This window comes from Commensalibacter oyaizuii (assembly GCF_029953265.1).
Classification (GTDB): domain Bacteria; phylum Pseudomonadota; class Alphaproteobacteria; order Acetobacterales; family Acetobacteraceae; genus Commensalibacter; species Commensalibacter oyaizuii.
The window spans coordinates 1,372,316-1,397,883 of record NZ_JASBAO010000001.1 but is presented as its reverse complement, the minus strand read 5'-3'; the positions used below and the strand labels follow the sequence as shown (position 1 = coordinate 1,397,883).

General features: G+C 39.0%; 26 protein-coding genes. 11 read left to right on the top strand and 15 right to left on the bottom strand.

Annotated features, from left to right (window positions below; genetic code table 11):
- Nucleotides 1-5: 5 nt before the first annotated feature.
- The 5 genes from hpnK to dxs all read right to left on the bottom strand — a co-directional run bounded on the left by hpnK (nt 6) and on the right by dxs (nt 6,317).
- Nucleotides 6-866 (bottom strand): hopanoid biosynthesis-associated protein HpnK, encoded by an 861-nt coding sequence (gene hpnK / locus QJV27_RS06210; RefSeq protein WP_281448082.1) that lies wholly within the window; start codon nt 864-866, stop codon nt 6-8.
- A gap of 28 nt (nt 867-894) precedes the next feature.
- Entirely contained in the window at nt 895-2,319 is a 1,425-nt protein-coding gene (hpnJ, locus tag QJV27_RS06205; protein WP_281448081.1) for a hopanoid biosynthesis associated radical SAM protein HpnJ, read from the bottom strand.
- A 72-nt stretch (nt 2,320-2,391) separates the two neighbouring features.
- The gene (hpnI, locus tag QJV27_RS06200) at nt 2,392-3,573 is read right to left on the bottom strand and encodes a bacteriohopanetetrol glucosamine biosynthesis glycosyltransferase HpnI (protein ID WP_281448080.1); all 1,182 of its coding nucleotides are present in this window, start codon (nt 3,571-3,573) and stop codon (nt 2,392-2,394) included.
- 13 nt (nt 3,574-3,586) lie between these two features.
- Nucleotides 3,587-4,252 (bottom strand): MlaC/ttg2D family ABC transporter substrate-binding protein, encoded by a 666-nt coding sequence (locus QJV27_RS06195; protein ID WP_281448079.1) that lies wholly within the window; start codon nt 4,250-4,252, stop codon nt 3,587-3,589.
- A gap of 16 nt (nt 4,253-4,268) precedes the next feature.
- A complete protein-coding gene (gene dxs / locus QJV27_RS06190) occupies nt 4,269-6,317 on the bottom strand; it encodes a 1-deoxy-D-xylulose-5-phosphate synthase (RefSeq protein ID WP_281448078.1) in 2,049 nt (682 codons plus the stop codon).
- A gap of 418 nt (nt 6,318-6,735) precedes the next feature.
- Between dxs and hpnH the strand changes: the two genes are divergently transcribed.
- Together hpnH and QJV27_RS06180 are read left to right on the top strand one after the other, a co-directional pair.
- A complete protein-coding gene (gene hpnH, locus QJV27_RS06185) occupies nt 6,736-7,923 on the top strand; it encodes an adenosyl-hopene transferase HpnH (protein ID WP_281448077.1) in 1,188 nt (395 codons plus the stop codon).
- A gap of 259 nt (nt 7,924-8,182) precedes the next feature.
- Nucleotides 8,183-9,472, top strand: coding sequence for a hemolysin family protein (locus tag QJV27_RS06180; protein WP_281448076.1), 1,290 nt, complete (start codon nt 8,183-8,185; stop codon nt 9,470-9,472).
- A 56-nt stretch (nt 9,473-9,528) separates the two neighbouring features.
- On the opposite strand, the gene QJV27_RS06175 is transcribed toward QJV27_RS06180, so the two are convergent.
- Nucleotides 9,529-11,385: a lytic transglycosylase domain-containing protein gene (locus tag QJV27_RS06175; RefSeq protein WP_281448075.1), complete on the bottom strand. Its 1,857-nt coding sequence runs from the start codon at nt 11,383-11,385 to the stop codon at nt 9,529-9,531.
- 125 nt (nt 11,386-11,510) lie between these two features.
- Nucleotides 11,511-12,281: a uracil-DNA glycosylase gene (locus tag QJV27_RS06170; RefSeq protein WP_281448074.1), complete on the bottom strand. Its 771-nt coding sequence runs from the start codon at nt 12,279-12,281 to the stop codon at nt 11,511-11,513.
- Between the two features lie 62 nt (nt 12,282-12,343).
- Here QJV27_RS06170 and QJV27_RS06165 point away from each other — a divergent pair, with 62 nt between their 5' ends.
- The 3 genes from QJV27_RS06165 to QJV27_RS06155 all read left to right on the top strand — a co-directional run bounded on the left by QJV27_RS06165 (nt 12,344) and on the right by QJV27_RS06155 (nt 15,445).
- A complete protein-coding gene (locus tag QJV27_RS06165) occupies nt 12,344-14,104 on the top strand; it encodes a tetratricopeptide repeat protein (RefSeq protein ID WP_281448073.1) in 1,761 nt (586 codons plus the stop codon).
- Nucleotides 14,105-14,111: 7 nt separating this feature from the next.
- Entirely contained in the window at nt 14,112-15,002 is an 891-nt protein-coding gene (locus QJV27_RS06160) for a 4-(cytidine 5'-diphospho)-2-C-methyl-D-erythritol kinase (protein WP_281448072.1), read from the top strand.
- A 68-nt stretch (nt 15,003-15,070) separates the two neighbouring features.
- Nucleotides 15,071-15,445, top strand: coding sequence for a hypothetical protein (locus tag QJV27_RS06155; protein WP_281448071.1), 375 nt, complete (start codon nt 15,071-15,073; stop codon nt 15,443-15,445).
- 75 nt (nt 15,446-15,520) lie between these two features.
- On the opposite strand, the gene QJV27_RS06150 is transcribed toward QJV27_RS06155, so the two are convergent.
- The 4 genes from QJV27_RS06150 to QJV27_RS06135 all read right to left on the bottom strand — a co-directional run bounded on the left by QJV27_RS06150 (nt 15,521) and on the right by QJV27_RS06135 (nt 18,648).
- Entirely contained in the window at nt 15,521-16,099 is a 579-nt protein-coding gene (locus QJV27_RS06150) for a YqaA family protein (protein ID WP_281448983.1), read from the bottom strand.
- An 83-nt stretch (nt 16,100-16,182) separates the two neighbouring features.
- On the bottom strand, nt 16,183-17,568 hold the full coding sequence (locus QJV27_RS06145; protein ID WP_281448070.1) for an ATP-binding protein: 1,386 nt from the start codon (nt 17,566-17,568) through the stop codon (nt 16,183-16,185).
- Nucleotides 17,561-18,280 carry a response regulator gene (locus QJV27_RS06140; RefSeq protein ID WP_281448069.1) on the bottom strand — a complete coding sequence of 240 codons (720 nt, stop codon included), beginning with the start codon at nt 18,278-18,280 and terminating at the stop codon, nt 17,561-17,563. Before QJV27_RS06140 ends, QJV27_RS06145 begins: the two co-directional genes overlap by 8 nt.
- Complete coding sequence (locus QJV27_RS06135) at nt 18,256-18,648, bottom strand: GNAT family N-acetyltransferase (RefSeq protein WP_281448068.1); 393 nt, start codon at nt 18,646-18,648, stop codon at nt 18,256-18,258. The genes QJV27_RS06140 and QJV27_RS06135 overlap by 25 nt, the downstream gene beginning before the upstream one ends.
- Nucleotides 18,649-18,745: 97 nt before the next feature.
- Here QJV27_RS06135 and QJV27_RS06130 point away from each other — a divergent pair, with 97 nt between their 5' ends.
- On the top strand, nt 18,746-19,153 hold the full coding sequence (locus QJV27_RS06130) for a rhodanese-like domain-containing protein (RefSeq protein WP_281448067.1): 408 nt from the start codon (nt 18,746-18,748) through the stop codon (nt 19,151-19,153).
- A 6-nt stretch (nt 19,154-19,159) separates the two neighbouring features.
- Here the strand turns inward: QJV27_RS06130 and QJV27_RS06125 are convergent, their stop codons facing one another.
- Nucleotides 19,160-20,056, bottom strand: coding sequence for a DUF2272 domain-containing protein (locus QJV27_RS06125; RefSeq protein WP_281448066.1), 897 nt, complete (start codon nt 20,054-20,056; stop codon nt 19,160-19,162).
- Nucleotides 20,057-20,298: 242 nt separating this feature from the next.
- On the opposite strand from QJV27_RS06125, the gene panC reads away from it, so the two are divergent.
- The gene (gene panC / locus QJV27_RS06120; RefSeq protein WP_281448065.1) at nt 20,299-21,120 is read left to right on the top strand and encodes a pantoate--beta-alanine ligase; all 822 of its coding nucleotides are present in this window, start codon (nt 20,299-20,301) and stop codon (nt 21,118-21,120) included.
- A gap of 47 nt (nt 21,121-21,167) precedes the next feature.
- Here the strand turns inward: panC and dksA are convergent, their stop codons facing one another.
- Nucleotides 21,168-21,599, bottom strand: coding sequence for an RNA polymerase-binding protein DksA (gene dksA / locus QJV27_RS06115; protein ID WP_281448064.1), 432 nt, complete (start codon nt 21,597-21,599; stop codon nt 21,168-21,170).
- Between the two features lie 424 nt (nt 21,600-22,023).
- Here dksA and speD point away from each other — a divergent pair, with 424 nt between their 5' ends.
- On the top strand, nt 22,024-22,488 hold the full coding sequence (gene speD, locus QJV27_RS06110; protein WP_281448063.1) for an adenosylmethionine decarboxylase: 465 nt from the start codon (nt 22,024-22,026) through the stop codon (nt 22,486-22,488).
- Nucleotides 22,489-22,586: 98 nt separating this feature from the next.
- Nucleotides 22,587-23,456, top strand: coding sequence for a polyamine aminopropyltransferase (speE, locus tag QJV27_RS06105; RefSeq protein WP_281448062.1), 870 nt, complete (start codon nt 22,587-22,589; stop codon nt 23,454-23,456).
- Nucleotides 23,457-23,525: 69 nt separating this feature from the next.
- On the opposite strand, the gene QJV27_RS06100 is transcribed toward speE, so the two are convergent.
- Nucleotides 23,526-23,834 (bottom strand): hypothetical protein, encoded by a 309-nt coding sequence (locus QJV27_RS06100; protein ID WP_281448061.1) that lies wholly within the window; start codon nt 23,832-23,834, stop codon nt 23,526-23,528.
- Nucleotides 23,835-24,074: 240 nt separating this feature from the next.
- On the opposite strand from QJV27_RS06100, the gene QJV27_RS06095 reads away from it, so the two are divergent.
- Nucleotides 24,075-24,218, top strand: coding sequence for a hypothetical protein (locus QJV27_RS06095; RefSeq protein WP_281448060.1), 144 nt, complete (start codon nt 24,075-24,077; stop codon nt 24,216-24,218).
- Nucleotides 24,219-24,304: 86 nt separating this feature from the next.
- Nucleotides 24,305-24,832 carry a histidine phosphatase family protein gene (locus QJV27_RS06090; protein ID WP_281448059.1) on the top strand — a complete coding sequence of 176 codons (528 nt, stop codon included), beginning with the start codon at nt 24,305-24,307 and terminating at the stop codon, nt 24,830-24,832.
- Here the strand turns inward: QJV27_RS06090 and cobS are convergent.
- Nucleotides 24,829-25,554 carry an adenosylcobinamide-GDP ribazoletransferase gene (gene cobS, locus QJV27_RS06085; RefSeq protein WP_281448982.1) on the bottom strand — a complete coding sequence of 242 codons (726 nt, stop codon included), beginning with the start codon at nt 25,552-25,554 and terminating at the stop codon, nt 24,829-24,831. The two genes, QJV27_RS06090 and cobS, sit on opposite strands and share 4 nt — an antisense overlap.
- Nucleotides 25,555-25,568 lie beyond the last annotated feature (14 nt).

The window sequence follows — 25,568 nt, the reverse complement described above, 5'->3', positions numbered from 1 at the left end:
CCCAGTTAAATAGCATTATCCCAAGTAATTGGGATGATGTTATTTTCTTTTAAAATCTCAGGGAAATCTGGGTGACATAACGTTTCTAGTTCTTTGGTCGGTTCGTAATCTGGCATTAATTCATTATACAAACCAGAGTGGCTGATAGAAGGGTGAAAAAATATTTCTGAACGACCATTTGGGAAATGATTCAACAAGTTTGAAATCCGTTCAAACGTCATATGCCCACACCAAGATAATCCAAAACACCAATCCATACAGCGCATGTTGGCTTGTTTAACTTGATAACGTAAAAATTTAGTCCAATATTGTACTAATAAATTACCTATATTTTGGTTCAAAGGGGTGTGATCAACCGCTCTTAAAATATGAACGGGTTCCGTGGGAACACGAATATTTTTTAAATTAAACTCCCTACCAATCTCAATTAACATCTTGCCTATACTGGGATGCAGGTGCATGTGTTTGTGAACATCGACATGATCAAGGCTTAATCCCGTATTTGCAAAAGCTTGTAATTGTGCACGAATTTCTTTTCTTAATTGTTGTTGTACAGATTTTCTAAAAAAATAATCTATCCCCATTCTAAGTTGATTGGATGGGAATAGATTTTGGTGATTGACCAATAATGGTATTTCAGGATGAGATAGGACAGAGGGTCCCTCGATAACCACCAAATGTAACCCGACCCTTAGATTGGGCAAGCGTTTTGCACGTTTAATGGCATCTTGGGCGGCATCACCTGCGATCATCAGATTTGCCGTGCTTAGCATTCCTTGACGATGAGCAATTTCTATTGCCTCATTGACCTCAACAGAAAGTCCAAAATCATCGGCTGAAATTAAAACATACTTGTTGTGGGTCACGAGGCCTCTGTTACTCCTATAGATTAAATTAAGATGTGTGTCTGTCGCGTAAGAATTGGAAGAACTCAACCCCTTCACGTAAACGACGTTTCATCATTTGTGGGCTGGTAATCATTTCACCAACGATGGATGCAATCTTTGGCGCGCGGAAATAGAATTTTTTATAAAATGTTTCCACGCTGTCAAAGATCTCAGTATGTGATAGATGGGGATAATGCAATGGTGCAATTTGAACCCCGTTATCATCGATCAGTTCAGCGTGATTGGCATCAAGCCAGCCATTTTCAAGGGCTTGTTGGTGTAAGAAAGTTCCAGGATAAGGGGCTGCCAAGGAAACCTGTAGCGTGTGAGGGTTAATTTCGGTTGCAAACTTAATCGTTTCTTGAATGGTTTCTTTGGTTTCACCAGGTAATCCAAGAATAAAGGTTCCGTGGATTTTAATTCCTAATTCATGGCAGTTTTTGGTAAATTCACGTGCAACCTCGACCCGCATCCCCTTTTTAATATTGTGCAAAATTTGCTGATTGCCACTTTCATATCCCACCAAAAGCAAACGTAATCCATTGTCACGTAGTACTTTTAATGTGCTGCGCGGAACATTTGCCTTGGCATTACAAGACCACGTAACCCCAAGCTTGCCCAATTCTTTGGCGATGGCTTCTGCACGGGGTAAATCGTCGGTAAAAGTATCGTCATCAAAGAAATATTCTTGGACTTGTGGGAAATATTGTTGTGCTAGGCGAATTTCTGCGGCCACGTGTTCTGGACTGCGGGTACGATAACGATGTCCGCCAACAGTCTGTGGCCATAAACAAAATGTACAACGGGATTTACAACCACGACCCGTATACAATGAAAGATATGGATGTTTTAAATAACCGATGAAATAGTCTTCGATACGAAGATCTCTTTTATAAACTTCCGTAACAAAAGGCAAAGAGTCCATATTCTCGATAATAGCGCGATCTTTGTTATGCACGATTTTACCGTTTGCATCCCGCCATGAAATACCATCGACGTCTTTGAAATCCATGCCTTCAGCGATATCTTTGATGGTAAAATCAAATTCATTACGGGCTACAAAATCGATGACATCTCCTTTTTCAAGGCTTTCTTGGGGTTGGACGGCTACTTTTGCGCCAACCATTCCAATTTTAAGAGAAGGATTGGTGTCCTTTAACATCTTTGCCACTTTCACATCAGAAGCAAAAGAGGGCGTTGATGTATGCATGATGACCAAGTCACGATTTTTAACATCAGCTAGAATAGGTTCCATCGTCATTCTGGCAGGGGGGGCATCAATTAAACGACTATTAGGAATTAATGCTGCAGGTTGGGCAAGCCAGGTTGGATACCAAAAAGATTTAATTTCTCGTTTGGCTTGATAACGGGAACCTGCCCCACCATCGAACCCTTCGAAGGAGGGGGGTTGTAAAAACAGAGTCTTCATCATGATCGAAGTCATCCTTTGATTTTTACCATTACGGTTGAATTATATATTATTTTAGGTATTTAAATGATTTTACTATTTATCATTATATGTTGTTGATTGGAATTCTGGATGTTTTTTTATTGTCATTTTTTGCCCGCGCCATTTTACATCGTTACCAAAAAAACTCTTCATCATAATCAGTGCGGACAACCAATCCCTGTAGGGTAATAGGGATAAAACTGATTTTGAATCAAGGTTTAATTTTTTGTTGATTATTGAACAGCATAGTGCTTTTACGAACCAGCACAGTACAAAACATACCCACGATCCCCATTTAAATGGATTAAACAAGATGGCCAGTGTTGCCCAAAATAAAGGCAGCTGCAAGAAAGATAAACTATATCCGACAGGTTCAAGGGCCAAGGTGGTACGATTCCAACGTAATTCATGTTCATATACTGCAAATAAATTATTTTCAGTAATGGTGGTTTTTACGATGCTGGGGGAAAGAGCAATATCCAAATTGCGAGATCTGACCAATCTTCCGATCATGGCATCATCTGCAATATGAGGTAAGAGTGCCGTAAATCCACCAATATCATTTAAAAGTGATCTTTTTATTGCAATTGCTGCCCCTAGGCAATCTTGTCGATCCAAGTGACGTGATAAAAGAACCCCTGGCATGAAATTATAGTTGATATGGGCGCTGGCTAATAATTGAATTTTTGTCGAAGCAGAGGGTAAACCACTATATAACGAAGTTACTAGTCCAACATTCTTTTTGCATAATTCAGCCACCATTTCTTGCAGATATTGGGGGTGTGGGGCATGAATATCAGAGTCCGATATAATGAATATTTCATTTTTGGCCAAAGGCTGCATATTGATTAGATTGGAAACCTTGCGATTGATGCCGTGGATGGTGCCATTAATAACAATTTCAATATCAAGATGTGCATATTGTTTTTGCAGTTTTTCTGCAATTTTTTTTGCAGGATCTTCGGAATCCTGAAGGCCAAATATAATTTGTAGTTCAGGATAATCCTGTTCACAGAAACTTTTTAATGCCTCAAATAATAAAGGTTCACTGCCAGATAATGGTTTAAATAAAGTAACTTTTGGCAGTGTATCTGAAGGGTGTCGCGGCAAAGAGGTGGGTTTGCGATTAAAGAAATGAACTAGCAGGGAGCCAATCCCTGCTTGAACACATCCTAATGCAGCGCAAGTGAAAAAGAATTTATTTAACTTTGTAAACTTAGGAAATAACAATGACATAAGATCAGCAAAGTTATTTTTTAGAAGAAAATGACTGAGTTTTCTTATTTAACATGTCAACAAGCGCGGTACTTCCCCCCTGACTGAGAGTAGAGTTGAAATCGTTATGTTGTACAGCAACCTGACTGATATGACCGTTTAACAATACATCAATAATTTTCCAACCCGTAGGGGTACGACGCACTAAATAGCTAATTGTGGTTGGGTCTTGTTTATCCCCAATGGTCGTAGAGACGATTTTATCGTCCCCTACAGAGGCTGGTTTTACTTTAGCATCGATAGTGAATTTACTATTCGTATCCCCTGCAAAGCTGGAAATATACCGTGCGGTTGTATAATTAACAAAAGCGGTCATCAATGATTCTTTGTCCGCAGGGGTCAACGTGTTATAGCGGTAACCAACGGTATTGCTTAAAATAGTCGAAAAATCATAAGCACTGATTAAGGCTTTTTTCAACAGTGCATCTTGTTGTTCAAATGTACCGCTGTTGCGTTGTTGAATTGTATTTAATGCTTGATATAAAATTGCAACGGGGGCTTTGGGACTATCTTGTGTTTGTACAGTTCCTGCATTAACCGCTGCGGTGCTGGTAGAGGCAACAGGTTTAGCTTGAACTTGATTGGTTATTCCTGTTAACGCTGTGACGCCACATAAGAGAATAAAACGTGTTAATTTCATTGTATAACCTGCATGATTAGTTAAAAAGAGATTCAATAAAAGTATTATCCGCACCAACTGCCTTTAGCGCAACCTTAACAATAGATGGTGCATCTAGACCTGCCTCGGCATATTGGGCATCTTGAGAATTATGATTAATAAAGTAATCAGGAATGACCATAGGTCTAAAACGAATATTATCCAATAAACCGTTATGGGCCAAATGTTCCATAACAAAAGCACCAAAACCACCTCTGGAGCCTTCTTCGATAGTAATAAGTACTTTATGATTTCGTGCAAGTTGATTAATAAGATTTGTGTCCAAAGGCTTAGCAAATCGAGCATCAACAATAGTAGGGGAATACCCTTGCTGTGTTAATGTTTCAGCTGCTTTAAGACATTCAGTTAAGCGCGCACCAAAAGATAAGATGGCGATTCCGCCTTTTTCTTTTCCAGTTTGCGTTCCCATTTCTTGAATGATCTTACCTTTACCGATTTCCAAGATTTCAGCTTGGTTTGGTAGTTGTAAACCCAATCCTGGGCCCCGTGGAAATCTAAAGGCAATCGGGCCTTCATCAAATGCTGCGGCGGTGGCAGTCATATGCATTAATTCAACTTCATTACTAGGTGCCATTAAAACAATATCGGGCAGACATCCCAAATAAGCAATATCGTAAGTTCCCGCATGGGTTGCTCCATCGGCACCAACCAAGCCTGCGCGGTCAATAACAAAGCGAACGGGTAATTTTTGTAAAACAACATCGTGCATAACCTGATCGTACGCACGTTGCAAAAATGAAGAATAAATTGCACAAAAAGGACGAATACCTTCGGTGGCAAGCCCCGCAGCAAAAGTTACGGCATGTTGTTCGGCAATTCCAACATCGAAATAGCGATCAGGGAATTCAGCTTCAAATTTATCTAAACCTGTTCCTGTTGGCATTGCTGCTGTGATAGCAACAATATTTTCATCTTTTTTGGCACATTTTAAAAGTTCTTTGCTAAATACAGATGTATAAGAAGGTGGGCCTGGGGGTGCCTTGGTTTGTTCCCCAGTAATAACATTGAATTTGGATACTGCATGATATTTGTCCCCTGATTTTTCAGCAGGTTGGTATCCATGCCCTTTCTCTGTAACGATATGTAATAAAACTGGGCCAATATGTTCTGCATCACGTAAGTTACGCAAAACAGGTATGAGCTGTTGCAAATTATGCCCATCAATGGGCCCAACGTAATAAAACCCTAATTCTTCAAATAACGTGCCGCCCGTCATCATTGCACGAGCGTATTCTTCGGCACGTTTTGCACGTTTTTCAATGCTTTCAGGTAATTTGCTGGCCACTCTTGCGGCTAAATCACGAAGGCCAAGAAAATGACGTGATGACAAAAGTTGGGATAAATAAACTGACATTGACCCAACAGGTTGCGAAATAGACATTTCATTGTCATTTAGAATGACAATTAGTTTTTCTGCACCTGGGCCTGCAACTGCTGCGTTGTTCATGGCTTCGTAAGCCATTCCTGCAGAAATTGATCCGTCACCAATAACCGCGATAACACTGCGTTCTTTAAATTTTGGATCGCGGCGTGCTTTATAGTGATTGGCAACAGCGATCCCTAATCCTGCAGAGATAGAGGTTGAAGAATGTGCTGCACCAAATGGATCGTAAATACTTTCAGAACGTTTTGTAAATCCAGAAAGGCCACCAGGTTGACGCAATGTACGAATTAAATCTCTACGACCTGTAAGGATCTTGTGTGGATAGGCTTGGTGACCAACATCCCAAATTAACGAATCTTGGGGTGTATCAAAGACAGCGTGTAGAGCAACCGTTAATTCGACGACCCCCAAAGATGCCCCTAAATGCCCCCCTGTTGTAGAGACAGCGTCGATCGTTTCAGCGCGCAGTTCACGCGCCAACTGTTCTAATTGTTCAACAGAGAGATTGTTTAAATCGACTGGATGGCGAACCCGATCCAGTAAAGGAAAACGTCCATAGGTCGGAATGGATTTGATGAAATCTGTCGATTCATTTCCTGCCAGATTTTCCTGATTTTTAGGAGTTTGGGTTCGTTCATCCATGTTTTATTTCGTCCGTTTGTTACATAAGAATATAAATGAGCGGAACATTTACATTATAAAGTAATTAGGTTTTAGTTTATGTTGTCTAATAGTAGATTTAAAGTTTTACTATACCAATTTTAATTTTACAAACAGTCTTTGTTATAAAAAGAGCATTGATTTTTTTTCCAATCTAACCCAAATTATGTTACATAATTATCACTTTCGCTTGATAAAGAGGATGTTTTTTTGGGAAAAAGCTCCTTTTTATTTGGAACATACATTATGGTGCCTGCTAAATGGTTATGTATAGTATATAAGATTTGATTTACAAATACGTTTTATGAAAATAATTCTACATGCTGTAGGTTTTATTTGTCATATTGAATATTAATTGTTGTATTTTTAATACCGGTTTTTCCGGTTTGGGAGCTGAAAAATGGCTGTTCCTCTGATGCAGGCGGTTCGAGTCGGAAGTTATGTTGTAAAGCAACATCTAAAAGGTCGAAAAAAATATCCGCTGGTTTTGATGTTGGAACCTCTATTACGTTGTAATTTAGCTTGTTCTGGTTGTGGAAAAATTGATTACCCAGCTGACATCTTAAACCAAAGATTAAGCGTGCAAGAATGTCTGGATGCAGATGCTGAATGTGGTGCACCCGTCGTTGCTGTTGCTGGCGGTGAACCTTTGTTGCATAAAGATATGCCCAAAATAATCCAAGGATTAATAGCGCGTAAGCGGTATGTGTATTTATGCACAAATGGATTATTATTGGAAAAGAAAATTGATGATTATAAGCCATCTCCGTTCTTTTCTTGGGATATTCACTTGGATGGTGATCAATTAATGCATGATGCTTCTGTGTGCCAAGAAGGCGTTTATGATAGGGCAATTGCTGCGATTAAATTGGCCAAATCAAAGGGCTTTCGCGTTTCTATTAATTGCACCTTGTTTGACAATGCAGAACCCAAACGTGTCGCAGAATTTTTTGATACCGTAATGGAAATGGGTGTTGATGGAATTATGACAGCACCTGGATATGCGTATGAACGTGCACCAGATCAAGAACACTTCTTGAATCGTCAAAAAACCAAACAACTATTCCGTGATATTTTTCGTCTTGGTAAAGGGCATAAATGGCGATTTACACAGTCGCCTTTATTTCTTAACTTTTTAGCTGGTAACGAACAATATCATTGTACTCCTTGGGGAAAACCTTTAAAAACAGTTTTTGGTTGGCAACGACCTTGTTATTTATTGGGCGAAGGATATGCATCAAGTTTTGAAGAGTTAATGAATGATACTCAATGGGATTTGTATGGTACTGGCAATTACGAAAAATGTGCTGACTGTATGGTTCATTCAGGTTATGAATCAACGGCAGTAAAGGATGCTATACAACGTCCATGGCATATCGCAAAAGTTGCATTAACTGGACCTCAGGTTGATGGACCTATGGCCCCTGAAATTGATTTGTCTCGTCAACGCCCCGCTGAGTATGGGTATACTCAACAAGTAGAGGGATTATTGGCAAAAATTCAATCAACTTCGCCCAGCAAACGTTCAACAACTATTCGTCGTATTAAGACAGTTAAAACCACAGAACAGGTTAAAGAAGCATCTTAATTCGATTTGAAATTTTTGAAATATCACTTAGAGCGAGCACTTTTTAACAAAAGGCTCGTTTTTTTTATGGAATAAAGTAACCATTCCATTGTTGGATTAAACGTAGCTTGAGTTAGTTGCGTCAAGCGTCTTGATCCAGATACGCAATGAATTGAATTGTTGTTCAGATCGTATGAATCGGTTGTGCTATTATCTTGTAAAACAATATGATATTTAGTTGTTTTGGCTAATTTTTCTTAAGGTAGGTTTTATAACAGGCATGATTATTTCTATTCTTGTGATTATCTGTTTGATTTTTTTAAATGGCATTTTCGCTATGGGGGAATTAGCCTTAATTTCCAGTCGTAAAACACGTCTCGTTACGATGCAGCGCAGTGGCGTGCGTGGGGCTGATCGCGCACTGCGTTTAATGGATAATCCACAGAGTTTTTTACCAACCATCCAAATTGGTATTACATTGGTTTCAATTTTTGAAGGTGCTTTTGGAGGTGCTAAGATTGAGGCATATTTGGGGGCTTGGCTGCGTGGATTGCCCTTTGTTGGGGCATTTGCAGATGATTTATCAATATTCATTGTTGTTTTATGCATCACTTTTTTTATGTTAATTTTTGGAGAGTTGGTTCCAAAACAAATTGCATTACAAGAACCTGAATTAATTGCCGTTAGATTGGCATGGATATTTGACATAATGTCGCGAGTTGCATCCCCAGGTGTCTGGATATTAGGTCAGTTTTCAGGGTTTATTTTAAAATTATTTGGACGTCATAAAAAAGTTCGAGTTTCAGTAACAGAAGAAGAATTAAGAGCCTATATCGCCGAAGGAGCACAGGCAGGTATTTTAGAAGTAGAAGAACGAAATATGATAGAGCGTCTTTTACGACTGGCTGATCGTCCTGTACGCGCTGTTATGCGACCACGCACTGAAATTGCTTGGGTTGAACGAAATACAGTTAAAAATGAATTAAAAGATACGTTGTTAAATACGTCTCACACACGTCTAGTCGTGTGTGAAGGGGGGATTGATAATCCAGTAGGTATTATTTCAACAAGCGATGTTTTAGGGACATTATTACGTGGAAAGGAACTATCTATTGATTCTTGTCTACAGTTGCCTTTGGTTGTGCCAGATAGTATGTCCGCCTTAGATACATTGGAAAGGTTGCGCGCCGACGTGATCGGTGTGGTTTTGGTTCTAGACGAATATGGATCTTTTGAAGGGATCGTAACGGTTTCAGATATTTTTAAGGCTATTGTTGGTGAAATTAATCAGCCTTTAGACATTCCAAGATTGGAATCTGGGGTAATTAATGAATATATTTTAGAAGGTACCACTTTGGTTGATGGGGTCAAAGATCAATTACATTTAGATGATCTACCTGCCGAGGGCAGTTATCACACGTTGGCTGGATTAATTTTAGCACTTTTACGCCGTGTTCCCGTCAAAGGGGATAAGGTTGTTTTTTCAGGTTGGTTGTTTGAAGTTATTGAAATGGATGGAAGGCGAGTTACCAAGGTCAAAGCAAGCCGTCAGCCAGTAGCTCAAAATTAAAAACTATAAGTCATTAAAAAAGCTTTCTCTTAGATATTTAAGAGAAAGCTTTTTTATCAGTGAATGGTAATTTTTTGTGTTAGTTGTTTTTCTTCAGAAAAACTGGGCCACTCATTTTGTGCCAAGGTTTGTAGTGAAGGGGTTGGTAAATCCAGCTCTTTTGAATAAATCCATAAATACGTTAAAGACTTATGCAGGTAATTTCTGGTTTCTTTAATAGGGATACTTTCTATAAATAATAGTGGATCCTCTTTATTTGTAGTGATGTCCAGCCATTTGGAAATAACCGAGGGGCCCGCATTATAACTGGCCAGCATGTGAAGCAAACTTCCGCCTTGGATATTTTTATTAGAAGGCAAACCCGCCAGATGAATTAAGTATAATTGCCCAATTTCCAGATTTAAGGCTGCATTTTGTAATTGGTTGGGGCGGTTTAAGGAAATATTGTCCTGCTTGTTGGCGATATATTGCGCTGTTACGGGCATAATTTGCATTAACCCCATTGCTCCGTTATGGGAAACAGCCTTGGTATTAAAATTTGATTCTAGACGTGTTAATGCATAGATTAAAGCAGGATTAATTTTATATCCGTGTCGTGGTTTTAAGATTGGAATAGGCAGTAATGCATCATTTTTAACGTAAGTATCATTACGTTTCAAAATGGTTGACAGCTGATTGGACAGCTCTTTAAAACCCGCTGCTTTTGCAACAAGCTGTATAGAGTGCGATAAAGCCAGGTTGTGGTTGGCTTGCATCCATAATTGTCTTAAAACAACTTCGGCTCTGTCTTTTTCATTCACCTGTAGGAGGGCGAAAAATCGTTTTCCCAAAGCTGTATCTTCTACGGCATTGATATCTGCTGAATTAAGTTGCGTTGAGAAAAGATCAGATTTGTTTTCGTTTAAAAGATGAGTTGCCAATATTCCATAAAACGTATGTGGGGCGTTGGCAGCCTTGCGTAACCATATTTGATAATCGTGTTGATCGTTGACTTTTAATCGGGTACGGGCCGCCCAAAAAAAGCATCCAGCTTGGATATGAGGGGCGGTAACTGTCGCACGTGAGGCTTTAGAAAACAGATAAAATGCCAGATCGTCTTCGTTTCGTTTCCAAGCAATAAGGCCGGCAATATATCCAGCAAGTCCGATTTTCCCTTTGGACAAGGAAAAAGCCCTTTGAGCAATTGATAAAGCCTCGCTATCTTGTCCGATTGAAAAAAGTTGTTGCGCGATTTCAGCTTGCAGTTGCGCAGCATATAAATCCGTCATTCCAGGTGTAGCTTTAATTAACTTCAAGGCACTTTTAGCCCCTTGTAATCCTAGACCACTTCTGGCGTATACTGTACGGTCCAATAAAGGATTGCGTTTAAAAGGTGTGATGACAGGATCAGATTCCTGTGCGATTGGAAAATGTGTTTCTAGCACATTCTTATCTAATACAGGCAGTGAATGATCCACAGGGACTGATGTTGCTGTGGGGGTAATAAGGGTTAATCTTTTGATGATTGCAGATGAATCAGCATAATCAGGAAAATTTTTAAGCCATAGTTTTAGTTGCCCCGTGTTGGGGGTAAATTTTGGGTTAAGATAACGCTCGGCAAGGATATCGCCAAGCAATAAATTATCTGAAATTTGAATCGTTTCAGATTGAGCGGTTGTGAAATCCCCTTGACGTTGAAGATCAAAGATGTGACGAATACGTCGGGCATCTAATGCGTCCAATGGACGTGGGAAACGAACATTTCCATTTGCACCACTGGTAAAATGTGGTGTTATGGTTGCTGTTTCTTCATATTGATCCTGTTGCTTTGGTGTTTGTGCCCTAAGTGTGGACACGGATACACCTGCGAACAAGGTTGCACTTGCGATGACAGCACGCACAACCAAAGGGGAGATAAAATGTATCCCTTGCATAATAAACCAAATTTAGGGGGTAATAGTAATAAATCAAGGGTTTATTTTGTTAATATTTGTTAATATTTGTAGTTGTTGTAAATAAGCTATTACAGATGTAAAGCGTAATTATAAAGGTTTCTATTTTACGTTTTCGCTGCGTGGTTTGGATCTGAGGATAGCGTTGAGCGTAGAATAAGTAAATCTCGCCATGTTTCTTGTCTTATTTTGGCACTGGTATTTAGTTGAGATGGATGACGTAGCGGGAATAGTTTTAATTGTGTGTTTGTACCTGGCAGGGAAATAGAATGCCATTTTCCTTTTAATTGATTCATGGACGCTGTTGTTTTTTGGGTTAATATGCGTGCAGGCAATATCCCAATGCTGATGACAAATTTGGGTTTATAGAGTTCCAATGTTTTATATAGAAAGGGCAAGCATGCTGACAATTCATTATTGGATAGCTGACGCCCCCCTGGTGGGCGCCATGGAATAATTGGCATACGAAAACAAGTATCTAGATTTAAATCAATTAGATTGAACATTTGATTCAACCAAAATTCTGTTTGTCCAAAAAAGACACGACCATTTCGATCTTCGTCAGCATCAGGTACCTCGCCAATAATGAAAATAGAAGACAGAGGATCCCCTTTGGGTAAGACAGAATGCATCGCGGTTTCGTAAAGGGGATAATTTTTAAAATCTTGGATTGCTTGGCAAATTTCTTCAATATTTTGTGCAAGTAAGGGTTGATTTTGAGGCTTGATTGATGAAACTGTATCAAAAGAAGATGTTTTTATTGATGAAACCGATATTGTTGGCTTTACATTTTCTAAATGATTTGTACATAAAGAAGTAAGGGTTTCATCAACACCCCATTCTGAATAAAGACGTAAAAGAGATAAACGATCAAACATGTTGGGTTACGATCAACTACTATTATTGTTTAAGACCCTGCTTAATTGAGAAGATATACATTATGCAATGCCAACGCTTGTTATGCACTATATTTTTATCTATTTCTATAGTTGTAGATGTTCCTTTGGTTCCAAAAGCCCTGGCCATTGCACAAGATCCAGACCCGGTTGTGACGTTCGAGCATAAAAAAGGCGGGTATGGGGATTATTTAGCTGCCGTTTTCGCAGCCAGGACCGACGACAATATGTCGGCTGCATCTTTATACAGCAATGTTTTATCCCAAAACCCCACCGATGAAAAGTTGCGACGTATGACGTTTTATCATGGTGTGTTATCAGGTAATGATATTGCGGTAAAATTGGCTTCTTCGGTCAAAGACCCTATTGCAGATTTGGTTCTGGCCAATGATGCTATTGTAAAGGGGCAATGGGAAAATGCGTTAAAATATTTTTCTAATCCACCAGGTGATGCATTTAGTCAAATGACATACCCTTTGTTACGCGCATGGTGTCTGTATGGTGCTGGGCAAAAAGAGGCCGCATTTGCTTTATTATCTCAAGCTAGTCAACACAGTCCTATAGCAGGTCTTTATTTGCTGCATGAGGCTATGATGTATGCGTTGGATCATCAAGATCAGAAGGCTGGGATTTTGTTTGAAAAGGCTGATAAGCTTTTCCCCGGGGTGGATTTGTTATTGGTTCAAACCTATGGACATTGGTTAGTACAGCATAATCGTGTGGGCAAAGCGGATGCCATGGTTGATAGTTTGGTCGATAATCTGCCTTTTTTGTTAGTTTCAAAAAAGGATCTACAAAATAGTTTAAAACAACTTCCCATTCAAAATGCACAACAAGCAATTGCCCAGGTTTATTTGGCAATGGCCTCATTAATTCAACAAGAATTAGTATCACAATCAGGTGACGATGATGATCAAACAATAGCCAACAAAGTTGCCTTGCATACGGAACAGATCTTTTTGCGTTTTGCTTTGAAATTAAATCCAGATCTATCAACTGCTAAGATCATGTTATCAACGATTTTAGCACAAGATAAAAACCTAACGGCGGCTAAAGATGTTTTATTGCCTGTGGCTTCTAACGATTCTTTAAAGACTGTCATAGAATTACGGGTTGCACGATTAAATGCATTAACGGATTCATCTTTACAAGCTGAAAAAGAATTAAAATCATTACTAATAACATATCCAGAATCTGCTGATATATGGCAGGCATTGGCTGATTTATATTTTGATCAAAAAAATTATAAAGCTGCTGCTGAAACATATACCAAGGTAATTTCACTAACTAAGAATTTGAATAATACTATGTGGCCTGTTTATTTTGCCAGAGCTATTGCGTATGAAAAATTGGGTCAATGGGACAAAGCTGAAAAAGATTTACGACAAGCACTAGATTTTGCCCCTAATGAACCAATGTTATTGAATTATTTAGGATATTCATGGGCCCTTAGAAAGCATAATCTAAAACAAGCGCAAATTTTATTGCAAAAAGCCATTGATATAGCCCCAAAGGAAGGGGCCATTCGGGATAGTCTGGGATGGGCAATGTTAATGAACGGGGATGTTGGTGAAGCGGTAAAGCAATTGGAAAAAGCATCAGAAACAATTCCACAAGATCCAGAGCTCAATTATCATTTGGGTGTGGCTTATTGGAAAGATGGACGTTATCAAGAAGCTGTTAATCAATGGAATGTTGCATTGACCTGTTCCCCTGCACCAGATGTGAAAGAATTAATTTTAAAAGCGTTGCAAAATGTTAAAGAGAATGGATTTCCTAATCCAGTCCGTCAGAAGAAAAGATAAGTAATAAATGTCATTGATCATGGAAGAAAACGCATACGCAAAGATTAATTTATATTTACATGTTACAGGAAAACGGGCGGACGGTTATCATTTATTAGATAGTTTGGCAGTTTTTCCAGAAATAGGTGATAAATTAACAGTTCAAGCTGCAGACGAAGATCAAAAAACATGGGTTGCTTTAGACATTACAGGACCGTTTTCTGGCCCCTTAAAAAATGAAGCGACTGACAATAACTTAATCATTAAAGCGGCCCATCGATTAAGCACCTATATAGGTATGGATTTACCCCCTGTACAGCTTCATTTGGAAAAAATGCTACCTGTTGCTTCGGGAATTGGAGGGGGATCTGCTGATGGGGCAGCCGCTTTACGATTATTAACACGCTATTGGAATTTAGAAATTCCTGCTGCTGTTATGACGGATATGGCGTTGCAATTGGGGGCTGATGTTCCTGTATGTATGACACCTGTTGCCCAGCGAATGGAGGGTATTGGTGAGCAATTGTCAAAATTTCCAATAATCCCTGATTTTGGAATGGTCTTAGTTAATCATGGGGAGGCGGTTCCCACTGCTGATATTTTTCGTAGAAGAGATCCCGTATTTTCTGACCGTGCTGTTTTAAATGGACAATTAGATTTCGAGAAATTTATTCAAAATTTATTAACATTATCTAATGATTTACAAGATGCAGCATGTTCATTAAAACCAGAAATTCTGACAGTGTTGGATGCAATCAAAGTATTGCCTTTTTGTCGTTTTTCCAGAATGAGTGGTTCTGGGGCAACTTGTTTTGGGATATTTGAAAGTAAAGCACAGGCTGTACAGGCTGCTAAATTATTGTCTGAGCGTTATCCATCGTGGTGGATATGGGGTGGGAAAGGACAAGTAAACGATTAATAATGATTTTATTTTGGATTTATAATAAAAGTTAATTAATAAATAGAGAACAAAAAGTAGAGGGTGTTATGAGTACTGATATTAATATCAAAATATCTGAGGATCGAAAAAAAATTACGCTTACTTTCAAAGATGGTAAAATTGAAGAAAAACCTCTTGAGTTAAACCAAGCAGAATTAGAAGATTTGATTCGGGTTTTAGGTACTGTTAGGTGGGCAATGGCAGAGGGGCAAAAATTGCCTGAAATTACGGGGGCTCATATCAAGCCTGCTTATCAAACAAAGTGGGCAGTACAAAGAGATAATAATGTGAACGGTACTCTATTGGCTTTTCAGCATCCTGGTTATGGTGCTGTTGGTTTTGTGTTGTCTGATACACAATTGAAAGATTACACACGTGCTTTGCAAAAAAGCTTAAAAATAAAACGAGTGCCAAATAATTGATTAGTTAAAGGATTGAGACGCTTATCTATTTTTGATCAATATCAGAAAAAATAAGCGTTATATTACACGTTGAATTTAAATATATTTTAACGCAAAAATGCCACCAATGATTAATAGGCAAAAGGCTGTTGCAACCCAGATCATGCGTTTTTCAATAAAATCTTGAATAGGTGGACCAAATTTATAAAGCAATGCTGCTTCAATGAAAAATCTAACACCTCGTGTAATCAAGCTTGCTGTCATAAAAGGAATTAGCGAGAAATGAGCAGCCCCAGATGCTATGGTTACAAATTTAAACGGGATGGGGGTTAGCCCTTTGATCAAAATGATCCAAACACCATATTCGTTAAATTTTTGTTGTAGAGCCAGTAGTTGCCCCTCGGCGTGATAAAAGTGGACAATCGGCATGGCAATATATTGCAATAAAAATGCCCCTATAATCCAACCCAGCAAGCCCCCTAAAACGCTAGATATTGTGCAGACGGTCGCATAAAACCAAGCTTTGGCGCGTTTTGCTAAAATCATGGGACATAATAGTGCATCTGGGGGGATGGGGAAAAAGCTAGCTTCAGAGAATGCAATAATAGCCAACCATAAGGTTGCATAGCGACTGGCAGCTAATTGTAAGGCACGATCATATAAACGTCTTAACATGGCAAAACCTAAACTGGAACACGCATGTTTATGCTGTGCCATTTTTTGCCAGTGAATGCAAGATTTTCCTAAAGTAAAGAGGTTTATCCAACCAGTGTAACTTTGGCGCATAAGCCATGGGGGGATCGATTATATAATATAATATCTCCACCTTGGCCGCGTAAAATATTACGAGTAATTGATAATCCCAAGCCCGTACCACCAGTGGTTCGGTTGCGACTAGTTTCCATACGCACAAATGGTTCAAATACATAGTCCAAGGAGTCTTCTTCTATACCAGGGCCGTCATCTTCGATTAAAATATTGATGCGTTTATCATTGTGAAAATCGTAATTATGGGTTGTATCCACTTCTAAGGTGACAGAGACATTCCCTCCATATTTTAGAGCATTTTCCATCAAATTTTGCAATGCACGCTTTAGATTTATGGGACGACCTTTGATAATAATGTGGGGAATTGGCTCGCATAAAATAATACGATCAGCGTGTTCTGGATGTGTTTCTTGTAACTCATCAATCAGGGTCTGAATTAAAGTGGTCAAATCCAGCGAAATTATAGGTTCATGACGGGCGCTGTCTTTACCAAAGGCAAGGGTTGCATTGATCATGCTTTCCAGTTCGTCGAGATCAGCGATGAATTTACGCTGTAATGTTGGATCGTCAATAAATTCTGATCTTAATTTTAAACGAGTAATTGGTGTTCTCAGATCATGCCCAATGGCCAACAGCAACTGTGTACGATCATTAACAAAACGATTAATACGATGGGCCATATTGTTAAAGGCTCGCGCTGCCCGTGCAACTTCTATTGGACCTGTTTCAGGAAGTGGAGGTGCATTAACGTCTTGTCCCAGACGCTCGGCGGCGGCGGCTAATGTGCCAACAGGGGCGATTAATCTGCGCACCCCCCACAAGGTTAACAATCCTGTTGCGGTTGCCATGACAAAAAAGGCAATCGGAAATGTTGCGGAATTAAAGGGGTTAGGGGAAGAAAGCGTATACGTAATATTCAGCCATTGTTTGTCGTCAGGTAATTGAAAGGCGATGGCACTTTTGTGAGTACGACGATTAGAAGCAGCAATAATTTTAAGAGGCCGCAGTTCGGGGGGAAATAAAACAGTTGTAAGCAGATGGGATACGGTTTGTTCTAGTTTTTGAGATCTAGGTTGTATTTTTTGTAAATCAGGTTTCGAAGATAAAAAAATGGTAAAGCCATGGATAGGGTCAAGGTCATCAATTTCATCAATACGATCTTTACTATCTACCTCTGAAATATCACGATAGATGGCGGTGGCACGGTTTGCAGCTTCTTGTTCTTGGGTTATTCGATCAAAATCAAGTCGATCCATTGTATGGATCAGCAAACCACATACTTCAATCAATCCCATGCCAACGATTAGTAATGTTGCAGTTCTTGCTGCAAGAGAAGCAGGGAAAAAACGCCATTTTTCTTGAAAAAATTTAGACATATCGTACTGGTAAGGCCAAAACATAACCGCCACGATGAACAGTTTTGATAATTTGTGACTGTCTGCCATCATCTTGTAGTTTGCGCCTCAAACGACTAAGCGTTACATCAATGGTGCGATCCAGCGGTGGTAATTCGTGTCCATATAAGATATCAGAAAGAGTTTCGCGGGTTACAACTTGTGGGGCATGTTCGATTAACGCCAGTAACAAATCATATTCCTTTCCCGTTAAGGATATTTCTGTTTTTTCTATATTTAATAATTGTCGAGTGGTAAGGTTTAATGTCCAATTTCCAAACTGTACAATTTTTGTTTGCCCAGCATTTTCTGAAATAATCTGTCTACGAGAGCGATGTAAAACAGAGTGAATGCGGGCCAATAATTCTCGTGGATTAAAGGGTTTTGCCAAATAATCATCAGCCCCCAATTCAAGGCCAATAATACGATCTGCTTCGTCACCCATTGCTGTTAACATAATGATGGGAACATCTTCTTGTTTTCTTAACCAATGAGCAATTTCAAAACCGCTTTCTTTGGGTAACATCAGGTCCAAGATCACCAAATCAAAAGTGTGATTTTTCCATACTTGACGTGTTTCTTCACCATTATAGGCAAAGCTGATCTTAAAGTGGTGACGTTTTAAAAATTGGGAAAGCAGGTCAACGATTTCATGGTCGTCGTCTACGATTAAAAGATGTGCTGAAGATTCCATTGGCCATATACTTTAATTAGGATTGAAGCCCCTTGCGGGATGTATATTTGAGATATAAAAGGGGATAAGGGCGTTTTTTGTAAGACATGGTTAATCGTTTTTCGTCCAATACCCAAATTATGAAAATCAGGGTGAATAAATAATGCTTCAAGATGGGCATGGTCTAAAAGCATAAAGCCAGTAATGACATCATGTTCATTGACAGCAATCGTCACGGGTGTTTTTGAAAGAAAGGAATACACCTCTTGTTCAATGGCATTAAAATCGCTGGGGAATAAAAAAGAATGAGTAGCTTTTACAGTGTCTTGCCACAGTGTAAAAATTGTCGTGAATTGGTTTTGGGTTGAACGTCGAAAAATTATGCGCATTATGATTAATTATTAAGAGTGTCATGAAATCTGTATTAAGTTACCATTATGATAATATATTGCATGATTTATGAAAATACAAAGAAGGAAAGATAAAATGATTGACGAAAAAACACCTAAGGAAACCTGGGAAAACCTAAAAAATGATGGTAATGCTGTATTAATTGATGTCCGTACCCCAGAGGAATGGGCGCAAGTTGGATATCCAGAATTGGCCTCGATTGGAAAGCAAGTGGTAAAGGTTAGTTTACAAACTATTCAAGGGGAACGAAATAGGGATTTTGTTTCTCAGCTGCAAGAGGCTGGTATAACACCTAAACATTCCTTATATTTTATTTGTCGTTCAGGTAAACGTAGCATGATGTCGGCACAATTGGCACAACAGGCAGGGTTTGCAACTGTGATTAATGTTAAAGATGGATTTGAAGGGCCCAGTGATATTGACGGCAAAACGGGCAAAATAGCAGGATGGTTAGCCGAGCAACTTCCCTATACTCGGCTATAGTTTGTTTTAACGATCTGATGGTGGGGTTGTATCTGCTTCGTATAAAACTTGAATAACGACACACCATGGATAACGAGAATCGTAACTTGCCCCTTCGGGACTGGCTATTTTTCCTGTTACATCGGTTGGGACGTGGGTTAGTGCAACGGAATCATCCACGTTTCCCCCAATAATGCTGAGTTGATGTCCAAAAGGTTCTGCATTTTGGTTAGTATTTACAACAATACCGCAATGTGCTGGGAACATATAACCCGTAGGAAGGCTGGAAAAGCGTATGCTGTTTCTATTTTTCCCTCTAGCAGTACAGATCAGATCCCCCAACTGAGGGGCATAAGATGCTGGATCCTGAGCCCTTAAGATAGGAGAGGTGCCAGAGGCTGATGCATTGATATAGGTTGCATGATTGGGTGAATAGGGGAAACGATCATTTGCCCCTGCAATTCGCATAATATAAGAAATGAAAGCAGCAGACCATGCATAATGCCCGTCTGTTCTAAAATCAAAAACAGTGCCATTAGAATTATGCTTGCCAGTATAGCTGGCCTCTTTCATGCTGGGATCCATCCCAACCCACCAATATTCGCCGATACGCTGCCATAGGCCAGGCGCACGTTCTGCTTTAAAGTCGGGCGATGTGGGTTCTGGATGTTGCAAAGGGTCATAATCGGCGATGGGTTGGTTGAATAAACGCCATTCGCGTAAAGCCAATGCAACTGTCTCCTGTCTTGTGAAAGGTTCGTAATTACGGATGGCAAAATCGGGCACACGATCGTTATAGACCGGCCCTTGTTGAATGGTTTTTTGTCCTTCAGCATTATAGACAACACGCTGGGTTTGGTTATTTGCGCCACCACAGGCTGCAAGGAAGCCTAGCAAAAAAAGTGGGGATAATTTGCGAATCATTTTAAGTAAACCATCCTAAAAAATAATAAATGTTGTGTTATTCTTAGGTGAATTTATCTTTTTTTAAAATCATTTTTCTTGTTGTTCTGTTTGAATTGTTAATGAGCTGTTGCTTTTAGACACTTATGTATAAAATGCTCTTTAATTGTAAATTAAACTTTTTACTTTTAAGGTTTGTTTTTGAAACTTTCGCAGTATGATCTTTTTTACACAATATTTTATTAAAATTAGGGTTTATCTAAATGATTGTCGCTCGTAACTTACAAGAATTTTTACAGGCCAGAAGTTCTTTAAAAGAGTATTCTATAGCGTTGGTACCCACCATGGGGGCTTTGCACGAAGGGCATTTGGCGTTGATTAAGCGGTCCAAAGAGTTAGCGCATTACTGTATTGTTACGATTTTCATTAACGAGTTACAATTCGATCAACCCGAAGACTTCGTAAGATACCCAAAAACTGAAGATCAAGATATTAATTTATTAAAACAGCATGATGTTGATTTAGTATGGTTGCCCAGAGCTGGTGATATTTATCCTCAAAATTTTGCAACACATATTGTCGTTGATGGACCTGCATTGTTATGGGAGGGTGCAAAACGTCCTGGACATTTTTCAGGGGTTGCAACTGTTGTATACCGCTTATTTTCTTTGATAAAACCAAACCTTGCTTGTTTTGGTGAAAAAGATTGGCAACAACTACAAGTGATCAGAAGAATGGTTGCTGATTTAGGAATACCGATTTCAGTTTTTGGTGTTCCAACTGTGCGTGAAGATGATGGTTTAGCCAAATCATCAAGGAACCGTTTTTTGTCTAGAGAAGAACAACAAAAAGCAGCATTATTATATAAAGTTTTAAAACAAAGTCATCAACATATACAGTCTGGAAAAAACATTTGTGACGTATTGAAACAGGCTGTTGAAGAATTAACAAAAGAAGGATTTGAGGTTGATTATTTTGCAGCAGTAGATGGTTCATCCTTGCATGAAATATCAGAATGGAAACACGATTCACGTCTAATCACTGCAGCAAGATTGGGATCAGTGCGCTTGTTAGATAATATGTAATATAGAAAGTAAAAGCAATGCTCTTTCGTCAAAGAGCATTGTGGAAATTAGTCTACAGGCAGATCATCTCTGTATATTTTCTCTTTTCTTTCATGTTGTTCTTGTGCTTCGATGGACAAGGTAGCCACTGGTCTTGCTTCTAGTCTTTTAAGACTGATGGGTTCGCCTGTTGCTTCACAATATCCATAGCTTCCTTCCTCGATTTTGCGAAGGGCATGATCAATTTTATTTAGCAGCTTTCTTGCACGATCATGGGTGCGTAACTCTAGGGCACGATCTGTTTCAGAACTAGCACGGTCATTAAGATCAATATCCGTTGGACGATCTTCTGAAAGATGATTAAGCGCCTCAGTTGAGTTTTGTAAAAGTGAATCGCGCCATTTCTCTAGTTTCTGTTTAAAGTATTCCTGTTGACGAGGGTTCATAAATTCTTCGTCATCAGAAGGCTTATAGTCTGGATCTAATGGTAACGTACTCATTATGCACCTATTTTTGCACATGGAATTGAAAATTTTCTTATTTTCAGATGGTTAGCGTTATAATATCAACTATCGATTACGCCAAGCGAAAAATGTAAAATGTGCAAATTCTTTATAATATATGTTAAATTAAGTATAATTAATGGCATAAAATCAGATCGATTTTAGCGAGAAAAAAATTTTTTTTTGAAAATTTTAAAAAAAAACTTGAGATTCATTAGAGATGGGGTCATATAGTAGCTCTAGTTTAACGCGTTGTCGTTATTGTATGGAATGTATTTAGTTAAAAGATTTATTTTTAATATTCGTTAGCGATAAAAAGTAGAATTTTTTTGATTGTAATAGATATGTTCTAATTTTTCGCTCTTCTTTGGCCCAAGGGGGCATTTGCCCAACAGGCCGTCTACTGGTTAAGGGGTACGTGATGAACGCACTTGCTCAACTGGGGATGGTCTCGGAAAATCCGAGAAATAACCAGGTTTCGGCTGATCTTCATGAAAATATTGAGGATCGGAAAGATTATTTTATTGAACGAGACGGTATGCGTTTCGCAGGTACACATTTGCTTGTGGATTTGTGGGATGCAACCAGTCTTGATAACCCAGAGGAAATAGATCGTGTCCTGCGAGAGGCGGCGGTTGTTGCTGGTGCAACGATTTTGCACAGTCATTTCCATCATTTCTCTCCTAATGGTGGGGTTTCTGGCGTTGTCGTATTGGCAGAAAGCCATATTTCAATTCATACGTGGCCAGAACGTAATTTTGCCGCGTTAGATATTTTCATGTGTGGGTCATGTGATCCATACACGTCTATTCCTGTTTTACAGCGTTTCTTTAAACCAGAACGAATCGTTTTGGATGAACAAAGACGCGGTAGAGAGAATCTGTAAGTTTGATATTGATGAACTTACGCAAGATCAATCAAAGCTGGACAGTTTTTATTGTCCGGCTTTTTTGCATTTAAAGAGAATTAATGGGGTCAGATCGAATGTCTAAAAATTGGGTTAATGAAACACTTTATGACGCTTGGCAGCAACGTTTTCGTGTGGATAAAGAATTGGTTCATAAAAAATCTGAATATCAAGATATCCAGATTATCGAAAACGAATTTTATGGCCGTGTGCTTTTGTTGGATGGGGTTACGCAGATTTCAGAAAAAGATGAATTTGTTTATCAAGAAATGTTAACCCATGTTCCTTTGTTTATTCATGGTCATGCCAAGCGGGTTTTAATTATTGGTGCTGGTGATGGTGGGGTATTACGGCGCGTTTTGCAACATCCCGAGGTTGAAAAGGCAACCATGGTTGAAATTGATGGGGAAGTAGTTGCGTTAGCTAAGCAATTTATGCCTGATATTTCAGGTGCTTGTTGGGATGATCCACGTGCAGAATTGATTATCGGTGATGGGATTCAGTATGTTGTCGATGCCCCCAGTGAAAGTTTCGATGTTATTATCGTTGATAGTACTGATCCTATTGGTGTTGGTGAAGTTTTATTTACAGACGAATTTTATAAAAACTCTGCGCGTATATTGACCAAGAATGGGTTAATCGTCAATCAATGTGGGGTGCCTTTTATGCAGGCTGACGAGTTACGTGAAACCAGTTTACGTCGTTCTAAATTTTTTGATTATGTTTCTGCATATGTCGCTGCGGTTCCCACATATGTTGGGGGATTTATGACATTGGGTATAGCTGGTAAAGGGCAAAATAAAATCTATCAGACTGTAGAAGTGATAAAAGAGCGTGCGGTTAAAGCCAATCTTTTAAATAAAACACGCTATTGGTCCCCTGAAGTACAGCTTGCTGCATTTGCTTTGCCCCCATATATATCAGAGCAACTTCCTGAAAATAAATAAGGCACCACGAAAGAGTAAAGGGTTCAATAGAACCCTTTAATAAGTAATATTTATTAAAATTCGCAGTCATTAAGAAGCAGGATCGATTATTTTTAGTTTTTGACGTGCCAGTGCATTTAACTCTTCACTATCGGCCAGTTCCCATCCCTCTTGGCCCAGCATGCGGGTCATATATTGTTTATTATATAGAAAACTAAAAATGATTTGCCACAATCCGCAAGTCAGAAATGATACAATAAAATGTAAAATAGCAATACCTATTTCCCCACGAAAAAGGGGGACAAACCAACCAAAAAATAGATAGGTCCAGCTGTAACCAACATATCCATTTTTGATCATACCAGAGGTTTTATTTTTAATACGAACTGCTTGTGCCATGATATTTTGTCTTATTTGTTAGGAAATAAATCTTAATATTCTCAATTTCTACATCAAGTCAAATTATTTGATAATCAAATAATAGTTTTATAAGAAGCGGTGTAAATTAGACATGTTTTTGAAATTAATATATCCTTCAAATAAATTGATTGTGATGAAGATATAATTTATGCCTGTTATGGTATAATACTGAAATCAATGATTGTTAAATAAAAGGGGACTAAAAACGTGGCTGCTGCAATGATCCTTTTATCTGTTTGTTTAGCATTGTTGATAATGTTCTCCATTTTCTTTTCATTATGGGACGTTTTAGTCGGACGTTGGAGTAAGACGGAACGTAAGCGTGAAGAACAAGAAGACAAAGAGCGATTTGATTATGAATAATTAGTGTTATGAAGATAAAATTGTGGCGTAGCAGTGATTAAGTTAGGTCAGATTGATCTGTTTACTATCAAGTTATCAGAGGCTAAATGTTTCAAATTGGGTTAATTCGTCATCCTCCTGTTAATGTACCCAAAGGATTGTGCTACGGGCATTCAGATGTTCCCTTGCAAGAATCGTGGCAAGATTATGCTGTTTTACCTAATGGTTTTCATGTAGATCATATTTTTTCTTCCCCTGCCTTGCGCTGTTTTGATTTAACCCGTGAATTTGCCAAGCGTTATCAGATATCATATCAGTCGGATGCAAGATTGTTGGAATTCGATTTTGGAGAGTGGGAGGGCAAACTATGGGATCATTTACCAAAAGAATTAATTGATGAATGGGCAAAGGATCCTTGGGGGTGGCAAATACCAGGGGGTGAAAATGGGCAGGCTCTTTTAAAGCGTGTTACCGAGGTGTGGGACGAGATCAAGCAATTACGACAGAACATATTAATCGTTTCTCACGGTGGTCCACTTCGTTTACTGCGACAAATTGTCCAAAACCAGCAGGTTGAACTGCTGGGTCCGTTGCCAGATTTTGGTGCATTAGAAATTTTTAATTTTTATGACTAAGAAAATAAACTGCCCAAGATTAGTATCGTTGTTGCGGTAAGTGTTTGTGTTGCCCCCAAAATATCCCCTGTGTATCCATTAATGTGACGACAGGCCAAGATGCTCATACCCCATCCAATAATTGCGCAGCAAAGAACCGTTATGAAAGCAAAATGCCAAGGATATATAAAAAAGGGAACTATCGCACAGATTATAAGATTGGAAAAAACAGCAGGTTTAGGAACAGCAGATAATTGAGTTGCCATCCCGTTATTACGTGCAGGGTTACCATAATAAATTGGAATAATAATTGTGCATCGAGATAATATGGCGCTCAGAATGATCGTTTCAGTGGCGTGTACAATATGCTTGGTTAAATCAGCTAATGCGCTGGCTTGTAGGCCCAAGATGATTATTAGGGTTAATGCCCCGTAACTGCCCAAACGGCTATCTCGCATGATAGAGAGTTTATGTTCTTTATCTTTGCCTCCCCCCAGTCCGTCGGCTGTATCGGCCAATCCGTCCTCGTGCAAACCCCCAGTAATCAATAATTGAAAGCCAAGGGTAGCAAAAGCAACAATCCAAGGTGATAATCCAATATGGATAAGAACAACAAAGAAAAAGGCTGCAATTACTCCCAGCAATAACCCCACAACTGGCCATGTCCATACAGCTCTGGCAAAAGAAAAAGGAAAATCTGGCCGATATAACCAACCCACAGGAAGGCGCGAGAAAAAAGAAATTCCACAGTAGAGAT